Genomic DNA, 17,907 nt, shown 5'->3' on the forward strand with positions numbered 1-17,907 from the left:
CCCCCGAGCAGGATCGCATGGAGATTGATATGAGTTTGCACACCCCCCTGAGCCCGCCCGCCTCGGACCAGGGCTTCATGTCCGCCTATCTGGACGCGTTGTCATTGGTCGAACGGCTTCACCGGCTGCTGCTGGATGTCATCAAGGATGAGTTCGAACGCGTCGGCGTGATCGAGATCAACGCCGTTCAGGCGCTGCTCTTGTTCAACATCGGCGACAATGAAGTCACCGCCGGAGAGCTTAAGACGCGCGGCTATTACCAAGGCAGCAACGTGAGCTACAACCTCAAGAAGCTCGTCGATATGGGCTATATGCACCATCAGCGCTGCGAGATTGACCGCCGCTCGGTGCGGGTGCGCCTGACGCCGAAGGGCAAGGAAATCCGCGATGTGGTGGCGGGGCTTTTCGCGCGCCATGCCGAGGGGCTGCGCGGCAAGGGCGTGCTGGGCGCCGATGGCATCGATCAGATCGCCGCCGCGCTGCGCCGGGTCGAACGCTACTGGTCGGATCAGATCCGCTATATCTACTGAAGATGCGGGTTGGCGCGGTGGTCCCGCGCCATGGCCAGCGCCAGTTGGCGCGGTTCGGGTCTGCTGAGCCCGCCCACCATGGTGTCATTGATCTCGCGATAGAGCTTGCGGGTCATGGCCGCCTCGAACCCGGCGAAATCGCTGGTCTGGATCAAGAAGGCGGCCGGCCCAAAGAGAACATTGCGCCGGTAATAGGCCTCCAGCTCGGGATCGGGGCCGATCACTAGCCCGTTCACCGTCACCTCGCGCAGCGGGAAATTGCGATAGGCCGCCCCCGGCCCATAGCCGTGATTATGCACCCCGTCGCCCGACAGATCGAGCACCCGGCGCGCACAATCGGGGCTGCGCGCCAAGAGCGCCCCGCCATAGCCGAGCGCCTGACCGATGGCGGTGGGAAAATCATCATGGCCGCGTTCCATGCCCGCCAGCGCGGCGCGCGCCCGGTCGATATCGGCATGGCTGCGCAACCAGGTCCAGTCGAGATGCAGGGTCTGCTGGAAGAACCCGCTCCATTCGAAAACCGCCAGCGCCACATCGCCCGGCGCGCCCGACAGGATCGCGTGACGCACATCCGGCGCATCGAGCGCGGCGGCGAGGCCGAGACGCTGCAGCTCATATTCATCGGCATCGACCGAGGCCGAGACATCGAGCCCGAGCGCCAGCGCCAGCCGGCAGTCGGCCAGGGCCGCCCGCGGCAGGGCCGCAAGCGCCAGCGCGAGGGCCGCGGGCAGAACCCGCCCGGCCAGCCCGCGCCGCAAGGCGCGCCCTATGACGCGCCACGCCCTCACCAATGTCCGGTGTTCTCCATCGCCGACCACGGCGCCTCGGCGGGCAGCGGATCGCCCGCCTGCAACAGCTCGACCGAGATATTGTCGGGGCTGCGCACAAAGGCCATCCGCCCATCGCGCGGCGGCCGGTTGATCACCACCCCATTGTCGAGCAGATACTGGCAGGTGGCATAGATGTTTTCGACCTCGTAGGCGAGATGGCCAAAATGGCGACTGTCCGAGGGCAGCGCGTCATCGCCATCCCAATTATAGGTGAGCTCGACCGGGCAGTCCTCCTGTCCCGGCGGCGCCATGAAGATGAGCGAGAACCGGCCCTCTTCGCTGTCATAGCGGCGGGTCTCGCGCAGCCCGAGCAATTCGTAAAAGCGCATCGACGCCTCGAGATCCTTCACGCGGACCATCGTGTGCAGATATTTCACCGGCAAAGCCTCTTTTCTATTCCTGATGTTCTCTTAAAGGATAGCGGGCGCATCGCGCCTGTCGAGGGGCGATTTTGCCGTCATATGGCGAAAACTATCCCATCCGACCGCAAGATGTAGTAGATAGCGATTCATGCCCCAGAGAAAGGATGCCCCATGCCCCTGAGCCCCGAACAGCAATCCGAAATCGACGCGCAACGTGCGGAGACACGGCCCACCCGCCGGGTCGTCTCGGAGGGGATGGAGGGGCATCTCTACACCGCCTATCCGGTGCTCGACCACGGGTTCGTGCGGGTGGTGGATTATATGGGCGACGATGCCGCCATCACCCAGGCGGCGCGGGTCAGCTATGGCAAGGGCACCAAGAGCGTCCAGAATGACGAGGGGCTGATCCGCTATCTGATGCGGCACTGGCATTCGACCCCGTTCGAGATGTGCGAAGTGAAGCTGCATGTGAAACTGCCGGTCTTCGTGGCGCGGCAATGGATCCGCCACCGCACCGCCAATGTGAACGAATATTCCGCCCGCTATTCGATCCTTGATCGGGAATTCTACATCCCCGCGCCCGAACATCTCGCGGCGCAATCGGTGGTCAACAATCAGGGCCGGGGCGAGGCGCTCGAGGGCGAAGAAGCCGAACGCGTGCTGCGCTATCTGCGCGATGACGCGATGCGCGCCTATGACCATTACGAGGAAATGATCGGCCAAGACGGCCAGCAGGGGCTCGCCCGCGAATTGGCGCGGATGAACCTGCCCGCCAATATCTATACGCAATGGTATTGGAAGGTCGATCTGCACAATCTGCTGCATTTCCTGCGGCTGCGGGCCGATGCCCATGCGCAATATGAAATCCGCGTCTATGCGGAAGAGCTGTGCAAGATCGTCGCCGACTGGGTGCCCTTTGCCTATAAGGCCTTCGAGGATTACCGCATGGGCGGCGCGACTCTGTCGTCAGGCGCGCTCGACTGTGTGCGCCGGATGATCAAGGGCGAAGAGGTCACGCAGGAAAACTCGGGCATGTCCAAGGGCGAATGGCGCGAGTTCGAGGCGGCGCTTAAGGGCTAAGCGGCCGACGGGCAGACGGCCAGAGAGCAAACGGGCAGGGGGGCTAGCCCCCCAGCACCACCGCTTTCGACCACCAGCCGGGCTGGCTCTGGCGCAGGCGGCCTTGGGCGGCGTGGGCGGTTTCCGCATCCATATAGAGGCCGAAACATGTGCCGCCCGACCCCGACATGCGGGTGAGCTGACAGCCGGGCGTCACCTCAAGCGTCTGAAAAACCTGTGCAATCACCGGCTCGGCGGCGATGGCCGCGGCTTCGAGATCATTGCGCTGACGGGCGAGCCAGGCGACCATCCCGGCCCGGTCGAGCCCTTGCGGGATCTCTTCGGGCATCGGCGGATTGTCGGTCTTGGTGAGCCGTTTGAACACCTCGGCGGTGAGCACCGGCAGGTTCGGATTGACCAAAAGCGCATGCAGCCGCGGCAGGCCGGGCAGGGGGCTGAGTTCTTCGCCGACGCCGCGCATCCGGGCCGACACGCCCGACAGGCACACCGGCACATCGGCGCCGAGCGTCTCGGGCGCCTCCGGCAGGGGCCGCCCGGTGAGCACCGACAGCGCCCGCAGCGTCGCCGCCGCATCCGCCGAGCCACCGCCAAGCCCCGCCGCATGGGGCAGGTGTTTGTCGAGGGTGAAATGCCCGGTCGCGCCCATGGTGGTGGCGGCCTGCAGCACCAGATTGCGTTCGTCCACCGGCACGCCGCGCGCCATCGGCCCGGTCACGGTGAGCTTGCTCTCTTCGGCCTCGCGGACGCGGATACGGTCGCCCATATCGGCAAACATCACCAGACTGTCGAGCAGATGATAGCCATCGGCGCGGCGGCCGGTGACATGCAGGGTCAGGTTCACCTTGGCCGGGGCAAGAACCTCAACCATCTTCCTTGGCCACCTTGAGCGGTGGTGCGCCTTCTTCATCGAGAACCACGTCGAGTCCAACCTCGAGCTTGCGCCGGATGCGGTCGCCGCTGATGTCCTGCTCGGGCGTGTCCTCGGTGATGAAGCTCAGCGCGCGTTTCCATTGAAACCGCGCCTCGGTCTTGCGTCCAACCGCCCAGAGCACATCGCCCAGATGGTCATTGACCACCGGATCGACCGCCATGAGCGAGGCCGCGCGTTCCATATGCTCGACCGCCTCTTCATAGCGGCCAAGCCGGTAGAGCACCCAGCCGAGACTGTCGACGATAAAGCCGCTCTCGGGGCGTGCCGCCACCGCGCGTTCGATCATCTCGAGCGCCTCGTCGAGATTTTGTTGTTTCTCCACAAGGGAATAGCCCAGATAGTTCAACACTTCCGGCTGATCCGGGTTGAGCTCGAGCGCCCGGCGGAAATCGGCCTCGGCCTTGGGCCAGTTGCCGAGCCGCTCATGGGCGATGGCGCGGGTGTAATAGCTGTACCAGCGCGGGCTGTCCTGCTCTTCATAGAGCGCGATGGAGCGGTCGTAAAAGCTCACCGCCTCGTCGAACCGTTCGAGCTGTCGCAGCAGATCGGCGGTCGCAGCAAGCACCACGGGCTGATCGCCATGGCTCTTGCTCAGCTGTTTGAGCACCTCAACCGCGGCATCTTCCTTGCCCGAGCGGCGCAGCGCCTCGGCCCGGCCCATTTCCGCCACGTGAAACGACGGATGATCCGCCGGCACCCGGCGATAGGCCTCGGTCGCGAGCTCATGGCGGTCGAGCTCTTCCAAAAGCTCGGCGCTCATGATCTGGGCGTCGATATGATCGGGGCTGATGAACTCGGCAAAGCGGGTGTAGATCAGCACATATTCCGGGCTCGTTTCCTGCAAGAGCGCCCGGCCCAGCGAATAGAGCACCTCGGCCACGCCATCCTGCGGGCTGCGCACGATGCTGAAGGGCAGGCGTTCCCCGGCCTCGAGCCGCGCCCGAAGATCGGCCAGCTCGGGGTCGAGCCCGGCGCCGAACGTGTCGTCGATCACCTTGACCGCGTCGTCATTGCGCTCCAGCTGGCTCAGCGCCTCGGCCCAGGCAATGGTGCCGCGCCGCGTCGTCTGCACCGGGCCATTGGCCTCGCCGGAATAGATCGCGGCGGCGCTTTCGAAATCGCCGACCGAAGCCAGCGCCAGCGCCTTGTGATAGGCGGCGAAATCCGTGAGCCCCGGTTCCTGCATCACCGCGTCGAACAGTTCGAGCGCGCGGGTCATGTCGCCTTTGCCGAGATTGGCCCAGGCGGCGAGCAGCCCATCGGCCAGCGGGCTGATCGCGCTGCTGTCGGCCACCCGTTGCAGCACGCCGTCGAAATCGCCCTCGCGGACCATTTCGGCCACCAGCGTCATATTGGCGATCTGGCTGCCTGCGGTGATGCTCTCGACCCGGTGGGCCACGGGAATCGCCTTGTCGATCCGGCCCAGCGACACAAAGGCCGCGGCGGTGAAATCGAGAAGCTCCGGGTTCGACGGGTCCTTGATCAGCGCCTGCGTCAGATATTCGGCGGCGGCGGCATAATCGCTTTCGTACCGGGCCTGACGCGCCGCGAGATAGGCGCCGGCGGCCTCGTCCGACAGGGCAGGCAGCCCCAGCGACCCAGAGAGCAGGGCGGCGGCGGCGAGGGTGGAAAGCAATCTCTTCATGCGGTGCTGATGCCTCGGGTCTTTGGTCTTTGGGCAGAACGTAATGCGGCGGGACGCACAACGCAATGCGGGGCGGCCAAATGACCGCCCCGCCCGGCAATTCTTCACCATTCCGTCATGGGCCGCGTGGGGCCGACGGGCGGTTACATATTGGGGTAGTTCGGCCCGTCACCGCCCTGCGGCGTGGTCCAGTTGATGTTCTGCTCGGGATCCTTGATGTCACAGGTCTTGCAGTGCACGCAGTTCTGGAAGTTGATGACAAATTCCGGCTGCCCGTCCTTTTCGACCACCTCATAGACCCCCGCCGGGCAGTAGCGCTGCGCCGGTTCGGCATATTTCGGCAGGTTGACCTGAATCGGAATGCTCGGATCCTTGAGCTTGAGGTGACAGGGCTGGCTTTCCTGGTGGTTGGTCATCGAGAAGCTGACATTGGTCAGCCGGTCAAAGCTCAGCTTGCCATCGGGCTTGGGATAGTCGATCACCTTGTGCTTGCTGGCCTCTTCGGTGGCCTTGGCATCGGTCTTGCCATGCTTGAGCGTGCCAAAGAGCGAAAAGCCGAGCGTGTTGGTCCACATGTCGAGACCGCCCAAGGCAAGGCTCGGCAGGAGACCCCATTTCGACCACATCGGCTTGACGTTGCGCACCTTCTTGAGGTCCTGCCCGATGTCGCCCTGACGCACTTCGGTCTCATAGGCGCTGAGCTCGTCGCTGGCGCGGCCCTCGGCGATGGCGGCATGGGCGGCCTCGGCGGCGGCCATGCCCGACAGCATCGCGTTATGGTTGCCCTTGATGCGCGGCACGTTGACCATGCCCACCGAACAGCCCAGCAGCGCCACGCCGGGCGCGACCATCTTGGGCATCGATTGATAGCCCCCCTCAGAGATCGCCCGCGCGCCATAAGCCACCCGCTTGCCGCCTTCGAGAAGCTCGGCCACCATCGGGTGATGCTTGAAGCGCTGGAACTCCATATAGGGGAAGAGATGCGGGTTCTTGTAGTTCAGGTGAACCACGAAACCCACGTAAACCTGATTGTTCTCAAGGTGATAGATGAACGACCCGCCGCCGGCATTGCTGCCCAGGGGCCAGCCCATCGTATGGGTGACAGAGCCTTCCTTGTGCTTGGCCGGATCGATCTCCCAGATCTCTTTCATGCCGAGACCGAATTTCTGCGGCTCATGGCCCGCGGCGAGATCGTATTTCTCGATCACTTCCTTGGCGAGCGAGCCGCGCACGCCTTCCGACAGGAAGACATATTTGCCATGCAGCTCCATCCCCGGCTCGGTGCCGTCCCCGATCGAGCCATCGGCCTCGAGGCCAAACACCCCGGCGACGACGCCTTTGACTTCGCCATTGTCGCCATAGACCAGCTCGGAACAGGCCATGCCCGGGAAGATCTCAACGCCGAGCGCCTCGGCCTGTTCGGCCATCCAGCGGCAGACATTGCCCATCGACACGATGTAATTGCCGTGGTTGTTCATCAGCGGCGGCATCGGGAAATTGGGGATGCGGACCTTGCCCGCTTCGCCCAGCATGTAGAAATTGTCTTCCTTCACCGGCACGTTGAGCGGCGCGCCCTTGGTTTTCCAGTCGGGGATGAGCTTGTCGAGACCACAGGGATCAAGCACCGCGCCAGAGAGGATATGCGCCCCCACTTCCGACCCTTTTTCGAGCACGACAACATTGAGATCGGCATCGAGTTGCTTGAGACGGATCGCAGCGGAGAGCCCGGCAGGGCCCGCACCAACGATCACGACATCATATTCCATGGCTTCGCGTTCTATCCCGGACATGTAGTCGATCCTTTCCCGAGGCGTGGCATTCTGGTCATAAAGTTTCGCACGTGGTTATCGCGCCCCGCGCGTCAACGTCAATTGAAACACGACGTGAAACCATATCTTTTGCGGCAAATTTCCACCAAAGCCCCCGCCAAAGCCCGGCGCGCCGCAGTTCGGCATTGCAAATGCCCCGGGCTTCGGGGCAATTTGCGCTGAACTCGACGGCGGCCCTCGCGGCTAGGGCCCGCCACGGATCATGCAAACGACGGAATTCGACCCGATGGAAAAAATCCCGATGACCCGCAGGGGCCACGAGGCGCTTGAGGTGGAACTGAAACATCTGAAATCCGAGGAACGTCCGGCGATCATCCGGGCGATTGCCGAGGCGCGCGAACATGGCGATCTGTCGGAAAATGCCGAATATCATTCCGCCCGCGAAAAACAGAGCTTTATCGAGGGCCGCATCAAGGAACTCGAAGGCGTGCTGAGCCTCGCCGAAGTCTTCGACCCGGCCAAGCTCTCGGGCCCGATCAAATTCGGCGCCACGGTGACGCTGGTCGACGAGGACACCGACGAGGAAAAGACCTGGCAGATCGTCGGCGAACATGAGGCCAGCATCGAAAAGGGCCTGCTCAACATCAAATCGCCCATCGCCCGCGCCCTCATCGGCAAGGACGAAGGCGACAGTGTCGAGGTCCGCACGCCGGGCGGCGAACGCTCTTACGAAGTGCTGAAAATCGAATATATCTAACGGGTTGGACATGGCCGACAGCAAACAGATCCGGTCGGTGAACAAGACCCCGGCGCATCACGAGACGCTGAGCACGATCGAGGTCGTGGCCATTGCGCTGTCGGTGCTGTGGCTCTTGGCCTCGGCGCTGTTCTTTCTGGTGATGGGCACCGGTCCCATCGGCGGCGGCGCCTTTGGCTTCGTGATGACGGTGCTGGCGATCTTCCTGCCGGTGGCGATGATCTGGGTCGCCGCCATGTCGGCCCGCACCACCCGCGTCATGCGCGAGGAAAGCCGCCGCCTTCAGGCCGCCATCGACGCCATCCGCAAGACCTATGTGAGCCAGTCCAAGCTGCAGGACGCCTTGGGCGGCGAACAAAGCGTGAGCCGCAAGCTCGACGAGATCGCCGCCGCCCAGCGCAAGACCGAAACCGCGCTCGCCACCTTCTCGACCATCCGTCAGGCAAGCCCGGCGCTGCCGCGCCTCGCGCCGCCGCCCGCCCCCGCCGCGGCGGGGCAGGATGATCAGGTCTCGCTGCCGCTCGGCACCACCGCCGAAGAGATCGCGCCGCCGCTGCCGGTGGCCGATATGATCCGGGCGCTGAACTTTCCCGAAAACGCCCAGGACAAGGCCGGGTTCGACGCGCTGCGTCGGGCGCTCAAGGACCGCTCCACCGCCCAGCTCATTCAGGCGGCGCAGGATGTGCTCACCCTGCTGAGCCAGGACGGCATCTATATGGACGATCTGCGCCCCGACATGGCGCGCCCGGAAATCTGGCGCCGCTTTGCCGAGGGCGAACGCGGCCGCAGCATCGCGGCGCTCGGCGGCATTCGCGACCGCTCGTCGCTGGCGCTGACCGCGGCGCGGATGAAGAATGACACGATCTTCCGCGACGCGGCGCATCATTTCCTGCGGCTTTTCGACCGGATGATGACGCGCTTTGCCGGGATCGCCGAGGATGCCGACATCACCGAATTCGCCGACACCCGCACGGCGCGCGCCTTCATGCTTCTGGGCCGGGTCGCGGGCACCTTCGACTAGGACCCGCCCGCGCCTCTTTCTGGTGTCAAATACCCAAGAACGGCACTCTCAGAGAAAGCTGCCATAGGGGTAGAAACGCACCGGATCGCCCGGGGCGATGTCGATCTCGCCATCCGGCAGTTCGACAAGCCCCTCGGCCCAGCTCAGCCCGCTGATCCGGCCCGAGCCTTCCGAGGCAAAGACCTCGGCCCGGCCATCGCGCATCCGCGCCCGCAGATATTCGCGCCGCCCCGGTTTCTTGCGTTTCGAGAACCCGGCAGGCAGGTCGAACCCCTGCGGCGCCTGCCAGCTCTGCCCGGCCAAGAGCCGCAGCGCCGGCCGCGCAAAGATGAGCGTGCAGACCAGCGCCGCCACCGGGTTGCCCGGCAGGCCAAAGACCGGCACGCCGCCCCAAAGCGCCAGCGCCAGAGGTCGCCCCGGCTTGACCGCGATCCGCCAGCGGGTCATCGCGCCCGCCTCCTGCAACAGCGCCGAGACATGATCCTCATCCCCCGCCGAAGCCCCGCCCGAGGTCAGGATCGCATCCGCTTGCCCCGCCGCCCGGTCGAGCGTGGCGCGCAGCGTCTCGCGATCATCGGGCACCCGGCCGAGATCCACCGGCTCATAGCCGAAACTGCGCAAAAGCCCCAAGAGCATCGGCCGGTTCGCATCATAAATCTGCCCCGGCCCAGCCGGCGTGCCCGGCTCGATGAGCTCATCGCCGGTGGAAATCACCGCCACCCGCAGCCGGTCACGCAGCATAGGCCGCGACACGCCCGCAGAGGCCATCAGCGCCAGATCGGCGGGCGTCACCACCCGGCCTTGGGCCAAGATTTCCTGCCCCGGCTGCACATCCTCGCCCGCGCGCCGCGTGTTGGCGCCGGGCTTGATCCCGGCGCGAAAGGCAATCGCGGTCGCGCCGCGGGTCACATCCTCTTCGAGGATCACGGTATCGACCCCCTCGGGCAGCGCCGCGCCGGTGAGCACCCGGATCGCCTGACCCGGCGGCACATGGCCCGCAAAGGGCACACCCGCCGCCGCACGACCCTCTGTCAGGGGCAGGGTGATGTCCGTTCCCGCCTCGGGCGCGCCAAGGCTCGCATGGGCAAACCCGTAACCATCGACCGCCGAATTGGGGCTCGGCGGGTTGGCCCGCTCGGCCACCACGGGCGCCGCCAGAACCCGGCCCAGCGCCTCAGCGAGTGGCGCAGGAGAGGCCGCACAGACCGGCCCCAAACGGTCCCGCAACAGCCCGAGCGCCTCGTCCACCGGGGTCCAGTCGACCCCGGCAGGCAGGGCAAAACAATCGTCGCGCAGGGGCGGCGGGCGGAGTTTCTCGGTCATGACGCTTCCCGTAGGCCAAGATCGGCGAGGATGAAATCGGCAATCGCCCCGGTGTCGTCGAGCGGCAGCACCGGGCAGGGCGCATCGACCTCGCAATCGGCGGCCACGGCTCGGATGCTCGGGCTTTCCGGCGCGATAAGAGGGTGGCCCGCCGCCGCGCGATAGGCCTCGATCTTGGGGTGGGGGGCCCGTTTATACCCCTCGACCAGCACCAGATCGACCGGCGCCAATCGCGCGATCAACGCCTCGAGCGTCGGCTCTTCCGCGTCGCGCAGCTCATGCATCACCGCAAAGCGCCTGGCCGAGGCCAGCACCACTTCGCGCGCCCCCGCCTCACGATGGCGATAGCTGTCGGTGCCCGGCTGATCCACATCCACCGCGTGATGGGCGTGTTTGATCGTCGACACGCTCATCCCCCGCGCGGTGAACTCGGCCACCAGCCGCTCCATCAGCCCGGTTTTCCCGGCGTTTTTCCAGCCGGTGACACCATAGACCCTCATTCATCGCCCTCCAGCATGGCATGAGCGCGGGCCAGATCCTCGGGCGTGTTGACGTTGAAAAACGGCGTGCCGGGATCGTCGAACAGCGCCTCGCGCCCGCCATGGCCATCGGTCCACATCACCACCTTGCGCAGCCCGCCCTCGAGCGCCGCCCGCAGATCGTGGCGCAGCGCCACCGGCCAGAGGCCAAAGGTCGGCTGCCGCCCATCCGGCGTCCGGGCAAGCACCAGAGGATGCGCCATGCCTTCTGACGCCAGCAACAGCCGCGGCACCAGATCACAGGGAAAGAACGGCGTGTCGCCCGCCACGCTGACGACCGTTTCCGCGCCATGTTCCGCCGCCCAGTCGAGCCCCGCCAGAACCCCCGCCAGCGGCCCGGCATAGCCCTCGATACTGTCGGCCAGCACCGGCAGGCCCATGCCCGCGAACCGCGCCGCATCGCCATTGGCATTGAGCGCCAGCGCCGCCACCTGCGGCGCGATCCGGTCGATGATGCGGCTCAGGATCGGCACGCCGCCAAGCGCCAGCATGGTCTTGTCGCCGCCGCCCATCCGGGTCGCGAGACCACCGGCGAGAATGATGCCAAAGGGCTGTTTCATGCGTCCTCCGCCCCCTTGCGGCGATGTTTGCGGTCCTCATCCGGCAGGCTGTCGGGATCGATGTCGCGGCTGATCCGCTCGTTGCCCGACAGGCAAATGAACCGCTTGCCGCGCATCCGCCCAATGAGGGTGAGCCCCACCTCCTGCGCGATCTCGACCCCCCAGGCGGTAAAGCCCGAGCGCGACGCCAGCACCGGAATGCCCATCAGCGCGGTCTTGATCACCATCTCCGAGGTGAGCCGCCCGGTGGTATAGAGGATCTTGTCCTCGGCGCTCACCCCTTCCGAGAGCATCCAGCCCGCGATCTTGTCCACCGCGTTGTGTCGGCCCACATCCTCCATATAGACCAGCGGCCGCGCCCCTTGGCAGAGCACCGTGCCATGGATCGCCCCCGCCTCGAGATAGAGCGAGGGCGTCGTGTTGATCACCCGCGCGAGATGATAGAGATCCGATGTCTTGACCTGCAGCGCGGGCAGGGTGACCTCTTCGAGCCCTTCCATCATGTCGCCAAAGACCGTGCCCACGGCACAGCCGCTCGTCCGGGTCTTTTTCCTGAGCTTCTCCTCATAGCTCGTCTGCCCATCGGTGCGCACGACGACGGTCTCGAGATCCTCGTCATAATCGACGCCGGTCACCGTCTCGCCATCGCGGAGCATCCCCTGATTGCGCAGAAACCCGAGCGCCAGATATTCGGGGTAATCGCCGATGGTCATGGCGGTGACGATCTCTTGGCCATTGAGGAAAATGGTCAGCGGGCGTTCCTCGACCACCGAAATCTCGGCGCTCTGGCCCATATGATCGACGCCGCGCACCGCGCGGGTCAGCCCCGCACGCCCCGGATCGGGCGCGATGAGGTATTCAGGGCGCTGCGGCGTGTCGGACAATTGCGTTACCTCCGGGATCGGGTTAGGCCTTGGGCCAGCTCGATTTTCAAGTTTCGATTAGTACGGCGGGAACCCCATGCAAACCACCAAATCACCCTACTGGCAAGGTTTTGGCGCAGGCGCGCCCTTCGTGCTGATTCTGGTGCCGTTTTCGACCCTCTTCGGCGTCGTGGCCACCGAGGCCGGGCTGAGCGTGCTCGAGGCGCTGACCATGTCGCTGGTGGTGGTGGCGGGGGCCGCGCAATTCACCGCCGTGCAATTGATGAGCGAACAGGTCCCGGTCTTTATCGTCATCCTCGCCGCCCTCACCGTGAACCTGCGGATGGCGATGTATTCCGCCTCGCTGACGCCGCATCTGGGCGCGGCCCCGGTCGGGCTGCGGGCGCTGGTGGCCTATTTCACCGTGGATCAGACCTATGCCTGTTCGGTCGCGGCCTATGAGGCAAATCCCGACTGGCAGCTGCGCCAGAAACTCGCCTATTTCTTTGGCGTGGCCACCCCGATCCTGCCCGCATGGCTCGGCTTTACGCTCGTCGGCTCGCTGGTCGGCGCGACGATCCCCGAAAGCTGGGCGCTGGATTTCGCCATCCCGATCACCTTTATCGCGCTTGTCGCGCCGATCCTGCGCACCCGCGCCCACCGGGTGGCGGCGCTGGTCGCCATCGCCATGTCGCTGGCGCTGGCCTGGATGCCCTATAGCCTCGGGGTGATTGTCGCGGGTTTCATCGGCATGGCCGCCGGGGCCGAGGTCGAACGCCGCATGGTCGCGAAAGGAACCTGGACATGATCGACCAATCGACCCTCTGGACCGTGATCATTTCGCTGGGGCTGGGCAGTTTCGCCCTGCGCTTTGTCTTTCTCGGCGTGGTCGGCAACCGGCCCTTGCCGGACTGGCTCTTGCGGCATCTGCGCTATACGGCGGTGGCGGTGCTGCCGGCGCTCATCGCGCCCTTGGTGCTCTGGCCCCCGGCGACGGGCGGCGAGACGGACCCGGCGCGGCTCTTGGCGGCCTTTGCAGCCATTGCCGTGGGGCTCTGGACCCGCAATGTCATCGGCGCCATCGTCGCGGGCGCGGCAATGCTCTATCTCGGGCTGTACCTGCTCGGCTGACCCGGGGCTCTGGCCTGATGTCCCGGCCAGTCTCTTAACGGTGGATTAGATCGCGATAGGCCGCGTTCTGCGCCGCATAGAGCGCGTTCACCGCCTCCTGCTTGGCCCGCAGCTCTTCGGGCCAGGTCGATTTGATATAAGAGAGCACATCGACAATCTCGCCATCGCTCAGCGCCGCGCCGAAACGGGGCATCGCGTCGCCATCTGCGTTCCCACCTGCGTTCAATGTCCGGCAGAGCTCGGCCACTTCGCCGGTCTTGGTCAGTTGAAACAGCGCGTAATCGGGATGCTCCCAGGTGTGCCCCCGCGCATCATGGGGCGGGGCGCTGGCCTCCTGAGGGCCGTCCGAGCCATCCAGCGCACCGTGACAGCCCGCGCAATCCCTTTGGTAGAGATCATGCCCGCGCGCCACCACCGCCGCATCAGTATAGGGCAACAGGGCAGGGGCCGCCGTGCCGGGGGGGACCAGGGCGCGCAGCACCAACGCACCGCCAATGGCGGCAAGGCCGACAATCCCAAACGTGACAAGACGTGCCCTCTGCATCATGCCCCCTCTGCAACCGTCCCGAGCTTACCGCCACCTCATTTCTCGCGCAACGGTGCCGCCCGCCGATGGGCCGACCCCCGCGCAACGCCCCCCAGTGACGCCCCCTAAGTGACGTGACGCAACGGCCCTTTCCCCAAGCTCGCTTGATCGTGTAAGGAAAACGCTTCTACTCTGCGATACAGGGTGCGGCCTGATCTCAAGGCCGCGCTCCAAGGACAAAGCTCGAAGGAGAGACGGATGGGGGACCAATCCATGGACCAGCGCATTTTCGCGCGCGGGGATCTGAGCGCATTCTGGGCGCTCTTCACCGACAATTTGATCAACCTGATGGTGCTGGCCGGTGTCTGCCAGTTCGTCTTCCAGATGCCCGCCGAGATCGTTTACGGCCGCATCCTGCCCGGCGCGGCCATCGCCATCGTCTCGGGTGTCGCGGCCTATGTCTGGCTCGCCAAACGCGCCGCCAAGACCCATGGCCGGCCGGTCACCGCCATGCCCTATGGCATCTCGACCCCGGTGATGTTCGTCTATCTCTTTGGCGTGATCGGGCCGATTTTCTGGTCCACCGGCGACGCGCTTCTGGCCTGGCAGGTGGGGATCGCCGCGGGCTTTATCGGCGGCATCGTCGCGGCCTTCGGCGCGATCATCGGCCCCTGGCTCAAGCGGGTGACACCGCGCGCCGGGATGCTCGGCACGCTCTGCGGCATCGCGCTTGTATTCATCGGCACCGTGCCCATGGCCGAAGTGTTCGAGAGCCCCTATGTCGGCTTTGCCTCGCTGATCATCATCCTCTGGGGTCTGGTCGGCCGCTTCCGCCTGCCGGGCAACATGCCCGCCGGTCTTCTGGCGCTCATCGTCGGCACGCTGGTGGCGCTGGCCATCGGCGAGGCCCGGATCAGCACCGAGGGCGTCGGCCTCTACCTGCCGCTGCCGTGGATCGGTGACCTGATGACCGGCATCGCCTATCTGTGGCAAACGCCCGAGCTCTTCCTCGTGCTGGTGCCGGTGCAGATCTACAATTTCATCGAAACCATGAACAATGTGGAAAGCGCCGAAGCCGCGGGCGACAGCTATCCGGTGGCCACCGCCCAGGTGATCGACGGCGCCGGGACCATGCTCGGCGCGCTCTTCGGCTCGCCCTTTCCGACCACGGCCTATATCGGCCACCCGGCCTATAAGGGCATGGGCGCGCGCTCCGGCTATATCATCGGGGTGGGGGCGGTGATCCCGCTGGCGGCGATCCTTGGCCTCTTGGCCTTCCTCAACAACCTGATCCCGTTGGCCGCCGCCGCACCGATCCTGATCTTCGTGGCGCTGAGCCTGGTGACCAGCACCGCAGGCGCGGTCCGCCCGGCTCATATCGCCGCCGTGACCATCGCGATGATCCCGCATGTGTCATCCTTCCTGATGATCAAATGGGGTTCGCTGCTCAACGCGCTGCGCGAAACCGGGGTCGAGGGCCTGCCCAATCTCGGCGACGAGGCGCTGACCGCCGCGCTTCTGCAGCAAGGCGCGCATTACACCGGCCATCTGGCGCTGAGCCAGGGCGCGATCATCACCGGTCTGATCTGGGGTGCCATCGTGGCGAGCCTGATCGACGGCGAGTTCCGCCGCGCCGCGGGCTTTGCGCTCGCCGCCTCGGCCATGTCGCTGGTCGGCATCATCCATGGCGCGAGCCTGCATTGGCCATCGCTCGATCCGGTGGCGATGGGCTATCTGATCATCGCCGCCTTCCTCTATCTCTACCCGCTGGTCGATGCCAAGGCGGGCGAGCGCGGCGCGGGCGAGGACAGCCCCGCCTGACATCCGCTCAGAGGTCAAAACATGCGGCCCCGGGACACCTCCCGGGGCCGCAACCTTTTGATCCCGGGCCTAGCCGAGATCCTTGCGGAACCGGCGCATCGGCACATCGAGGGTCACCATGCCCTTGGTCGGCTCGACCGCCGGCAGGGCCATGGTCACCGTCTCGCTCTTGAAGCCGAAGGAGGGATTCAGCTCGATCGAGACATGCACCGCATTGGCCTTGGCCGTGGCCGAGCGCACGATGCCCAGCGCCTTGTTGTCGCGGGTCATCACCACCACCCCGACGAGGGCCTGCGCCACCGCCGCGGTCGACGACCGGGTGCTCACCGTCGCCGTGTCGCGCACCGGTGTGGTCGGCGCGGCGGTATCGCGCCCCTTGGTCGTGCCATGGTCATGGCTGACCCCGAGGCCCGCACCGATGCCGACACCGATCCCGCTGCCCGTGTGGCCCGCGCCGACGCCAACACCGGCGCCAACAGCGCCATGGCCTTTGCCCACGCCCGCGCCCACGCCCGCGCCGACACCGGAGCGGCCTGCGCCAACCCCCGCGCCAACGCCTGCGCTGACACCGCCGACGCCTACTCCCGCGCCAACACCGCCGCCAACGCCGCCGGACCCGGCAGAGCCACCGCTGCTGCCACCGCTGCCCGCGCTGTCACCCGAGCTGCCGCCGCCGACACCGCCGCCGACACCACCGCCGCCAACGCCCAAGGCGTTCGCTGGCAGGGCCAGCATGGAAAAAACCGCAATCGTACTGGCGAAAATCGTACCCCGTCTTGATGTTGTCCTATAGGTCATAGGTCACCTCCTGGGTTGTGTGTTTCGTCCCTTACTCACCTCTAGGGTAGCGCCCGGCTGTGTCGATTTCACGGCAGGGCCCGGCATCTTTGCGAAAGCCCTAGTTTATTGAAAGTTTAGGGAAATTTTTGATAGCTCTCCGAAATGTGCCGAAATCAGATCGGAAACAGCCGCCAACGAAACGCCGGTTGCAGCGCCCGGGCGATTGCGCAAAACTCCGCCCCGGGGAAGAGGAGAGAGCCAATCATGACCGCCACCACAGAGATCACCATCACCGGGGCCCAGGTCGAGGTGTATCGCCACCCGGTCTCGCACCCGGTTGCCACCTCCTTTGGGGTGATGCGCGACCGGCCTGCGGTGTTTTTGCGGCTCGAGGCGGCGGATGGCGCCTTTGGCTGGGGCGAGATTTTCGCCAATTGGCCCGCCGCCGGAGCCGAACATCGCGCCCGCCTGCTGATCGAGGATATGGGCGATCTGCTCAAGGGCCAGAGCTTTGCCAGCCCCGAGGCGGCGTTCGAAAGCCTCACCCGCGCCACCCATATCCGCGCCTTGCAATCGGGCGAATGGGGCCCGTTCCGACAGGTCATCGCCGGGATCGACACCGCGCTTCATGATCTCGTGGCGCGCCGCGCCGGGCGGCCCCTGCGGCAGATGCTCTCCGACAGCGCCGCCGACGCCGTGCCCGCCTATGCCAGCGGCATCGCCATCCGCGACGCCGAACGGATGATCCCCGAGGCCCGCGCCCTCGGCTTTAATCGGTTCAAGGTCAAGGTGGGCTTTGACGACGAGGCCGACCGCGCCCGCCTCGCCGAGTGCCTCGACATGCTCGAGGGGGACGAGATCCTGATGATGGACGCCAATCAGGCCTGGGACCGCACCCGCGCCCTGCGCTTCATCAACGCGGTGGCCGACCCGCGCATCGGCTGGATCGAGGAACCGATCCCCGCCGACGCGCCCGAGGCCGATTGGCAGGCGCTGCGCGAGGCGTCAGAGATCCCGCTCGCCGGGGGCGAAAACCTCGCCGGGTTCGACGGTTTTGCCGAGGCGCTGGCGCGGCGGCAATTCACCTTCTATCAGCCGGATGTGGCGAAATGGGGCGGGGTGACCGGCTGTCTGCGCGTCGCTCGTGATGTGCTCGGGGCCGGGGCCACCTATTGCCCGCATTTCCTCGGCGGGCTCATTGGGCTGCAAGCCTCGGCAGAACTTCTGGCGGCGGCGGGCGGCCCCGGCTGGCTCGAGATCGACGTCAACCCGAACCCGCTGCGCGGCGAGGACGATTGGCTCGCCGCCCGGATGCAGGCGGGCGATTTCCGCCTGAGCGACGGGACAGGCAGCGGCGCGGGCCTCGGGCTCGACAGCCCCTGCGACGGGTTTGGCCGGATGCGGACGCTCACCCTGACGCTCTGAGGTCAGGCCCGCGC

Annotated in this window: 19 protein-coding genes; 8 read left to right on the plus strand and 11 right to left on the minus strand. The window is 65.9% G+C overall.

Annotated features, from left to right (window positions below; translation table 11 throughout):
• Positions 1–17: 17 nt before the first annotated feature.
• On the plus strand, positions 18–530 hold the full coding sequence (locus tag ISM_RS12985; RefSeq protein WP_009814639.1) for a MarR family winged helix-turn-helix transcriptional regulator: 513 nt from the start codon (positions 18–20) through the stop codon (positions 528–530).
• Here the strand turns inward: ISM_RS12985 and ISM_RS12990 are convergent.
• A complete protein-coding gene (locus ISM_RS12990; RefSeq protein ID WP_009814640.1) occupies positions 524–1,288 on the minus strand; it encodes a DUF1194 domain-containing protein in 765 nt (254 codons plus the stop codon). The genes ISM_RS12985 and ISM_RS12990 overlap by 7 nt on opposite strands.
• Before the next feature lie 26 nt (positions 1,289–1,314).
• Positions 1,315–1,743 carry a VOC family protein gene (locus ISM_RS12995; RefSeq protein ID WP_040618075.1) on the minus strand — a complete coding sequence of 143 codons (429 nt, stop codon included), beginning with the start codon at positions 1,741–1,743 and terminating at the stop codon, positions 1,315–1,317.
• Between the two features lie 150 nt (positions 1,744–1,893).
• Here ISM_RS12995 and thyX point away from each other — a divergent pair, with 150 nt between their 5' ends.
• Positions 1,894–2,802, plus strand: coding sequence for an FAD-dependent thymidylate synthase (thyX, locus tag ISM_RS13000; RefSeq protein WP_009814642.1), 909 nt, complete (start codon positions 1,894–1,896; stop codon positions 2,800–2,802).
• 43 nt (positions 2,803–2,845) lie between these two features.
• On the opposite strand, the gene ISM_RS13005 is transcribed toward thyX, so the two are convergent.
• From ISM_RS13005 to ISM_RS13015, 3 genes are all read right to left on the minus strand, one after another.
• Complete coding sequence (locus ISM_RS13005) at positions 2,846–3,670, minus strand: 4-(cytidine 5'-diphospho)-2-C-methyl-D-erythritol kinase (protein ID WP_009814643.1); 825 nt, start codon at positions 3,668–3,670, stop codon at positions 2,846–2,848.
• Entirely contained in the window at positions 3,663–5,378 is a 1,716-nt protein-coding gene (locus ISM_RS13010; protein WP_009814644.1) for a tetratricopeptide repeat protein, read from the minus strand. Before ISM_RS13010 ends, ISM_RS13005 begins: the two co-directional genes overlap by 8 nt.
• Positions 5,379–5,521: 143 nt before the next feature.
• Entirely contained in the window at positions 5,522–7,168 is a 1,647-nt protein-coding gene (locus ISM_RS13015) for an electron transfer flavoprotein-ubiquinone oxidoreductase (RefSeq protein WP_040618076.1), read from the minus strand.
• 265 nt (positions 7,169–7,433) lie between these two features.
• On the opposite strand from ISM_RS13015, the gene greA reads away from it, so the two are divergent.
• A complete protein-coding gene (gene greA / locus ISM_RS13020) occupies positions 7,434–7,904 on the plus strand; it encodes a transcription elongation factor GreA (RefSeq protein WP_040618077.1) in 471 nt (156 codons plus the stop codon).
• Positions 7,905–7,914: 10 nt separating this feature from the next.
• Complete coding sequence (locus ISM_RS13025; protein WP_009814648.1) at positions 7,915–8,925, plus strand: hypothetical protein; 1,011 nt, start codon at positions 7,915–7,917, stop codon at positions 8,923–8,925.
• A gap of 48 nt (positions 8,926–8,973) precedes the next feature.
• On the opposite strand, the gene ISM_RS13030 is transcribed toward ISM_RS13025, so the two are convergent.
• Genes ISM_RS13030 through fdhD form a run of 4 tightly spaced genes read right to left on the minus strand, consistent with a single transcriptional unit; the run spans position 8,974 to position 12,231 of the window.
• On the minus strand, positions 8,974–10,248 hold the full coding sequence (locus tag ISM_RS13030; protein ID WP_009814649.1) for a molybdopterin-binding protein: 1,275 nt from the start codon (positions 10,246–10,248) through the stop codon (positions 8,974–8,976).
• A complete protein-coding gene (gene mobB / locus ISM_RS13035; RefSeq protein WP_009814650.1) occupies positions 10,245–10,748 on the minus strand; it encodes a molybdopterin-guanine dinucleotide biosynthesis protein B in 504 nt (167 codons plus the stop codon). Before mobB ends, ISM_RS13030 begins: the two co-directional genes overlap by 4 nt.
• The gene (gene mobA, locus ISM_RS13040) at positions 10,745–11,347 is read right to left on the minus strand and encodes a molybdenum cofactor guanylyltransferase MobA (RefSeq protein ID WP_009814651.1); all 603 of its coding nucleotides are present in this window, start codon (positions 11,345–11,347) and stop codon (positions 10,745–10,747) included. Before mobA ends, mobB begins: the two co-directional genes overlap by 4 nt.
• Positions 11,344–12,231, minus strand: coding sequence for a formate dehydrogenase accessory sulfurtransferase FdhD (gene fdhD / locus ISM_RS13045; RefSeq protein WP_009814652.1), 888 nt, complete (start codon positions 12,229–12,231; stop codon positions 11,344–11,346). The genes mobA and fdhD overlap by 4 nt, the downstream gene beginning before the upstream one ends.
• A 76-nt stretch (positions 12,232–12,307) precedes the next feature.
• Here fdhD and ISM_RS13050 point away from each other — a divergent pair, with 76 nt between their 5' ends.
• Complete coding sequence (locus ISM_RS13050; protein WP_009814653.1) at positions 12,308–13,018, plus strand: AzlC family ABC transporter permease; 711 nt, start codon at positions 12,308–12,310, stop codon at positions 13,016–13,018.
• Entirely contained in the window at positions 13,015–13,341 is a 327-nt protein-coding gene (locus ISM_RS13055; RefSeq protein ID WP_009814654.1) for an AzlD domain-containing protein, read from the plus strand. The genes ISM_RS13050 and ISM_RS13055 overlap by 4 nt, the downstream gene beginning before the upstream one ends.
• 34 nt (positions 13,342–13,375) lie before the next feature.
• Here ISM_RS13055 and ISM_RS13060 read toward each other — a convergent pair whose 3' ends face one another.
• Positions 13,376–13,885: a c-type cytochrome gene (locus tag ISM_RS13060; protein ID WP_040618542.1), complete on the minus strand. Its 510-nt coding sequence runs from the start codon at positions 13,883–13,885 to the stop codon at positions 13,376–13,378.
• Between the two features lie 240 nt (positions 13,886–14,125).
• Here ISM_RS13060 and ISM_RS13065 point away from each other — a divergent pair, with 240 nt between their 5' ends.
• Positions 14,126–15,688, plus strand: a complete 1,563-nt coding sequence (locus ISM_RS13065; protein ID WP_009814656.1) for a permease family protein — start codon at positions 14,126–14,128, stop codon at positions 15,686–15,688.
• A gap of 69 nt (positions 15,689–15,757) precedes the next feature.
• Here the strand turns inward: ISM_RS13065 and ISM_RS18315 are convergent, their stop codons facing one another.
• Positions 15,758–16,423 carry a hypothetical protein gene (locus tag ISM_RS18315; RefSeq protein WP_009814657.1) on the minus strand — a complete coding sequence of 222 codons (666 nt, stop codon included), beginning with the start codon at positions 16,421–16,423 and terminating at the stop codon, positions 15,758–15,760.
• Between the two features lie 309 nt (positions 16,424–16,732).
• On the opposite strand from ISM_RS18315, the gene ISM_RS13075 reads away from it, so the two are divergent.
• Positions 16,733–17,893 (plus strand): mandelate racemase/muconate lactonizing enzyme family protein, encoded by a 1,161-nt coding sequence (locus tag ISM_RS13075; RefSeq protein ID WP_009814658.1) that lies wholly within the window; start codon positions 16,733–16,735, stop codon positions 17,891–17,893.
• Positions 17,894–17,907 lie beyond the last annotated feature (14 nt).

The sequence above is a fragment of the Roseovarius nubinhibens ISM genome (assembly GCF_000152625.1).
GTDB classification, from domain to species: Bacteria; Pseudomonadota; Alphaproteobacteria; order Rhodobacterales; family Rhodobacteraceae; genus Roseovarius; species Roseovarius nubinhibens.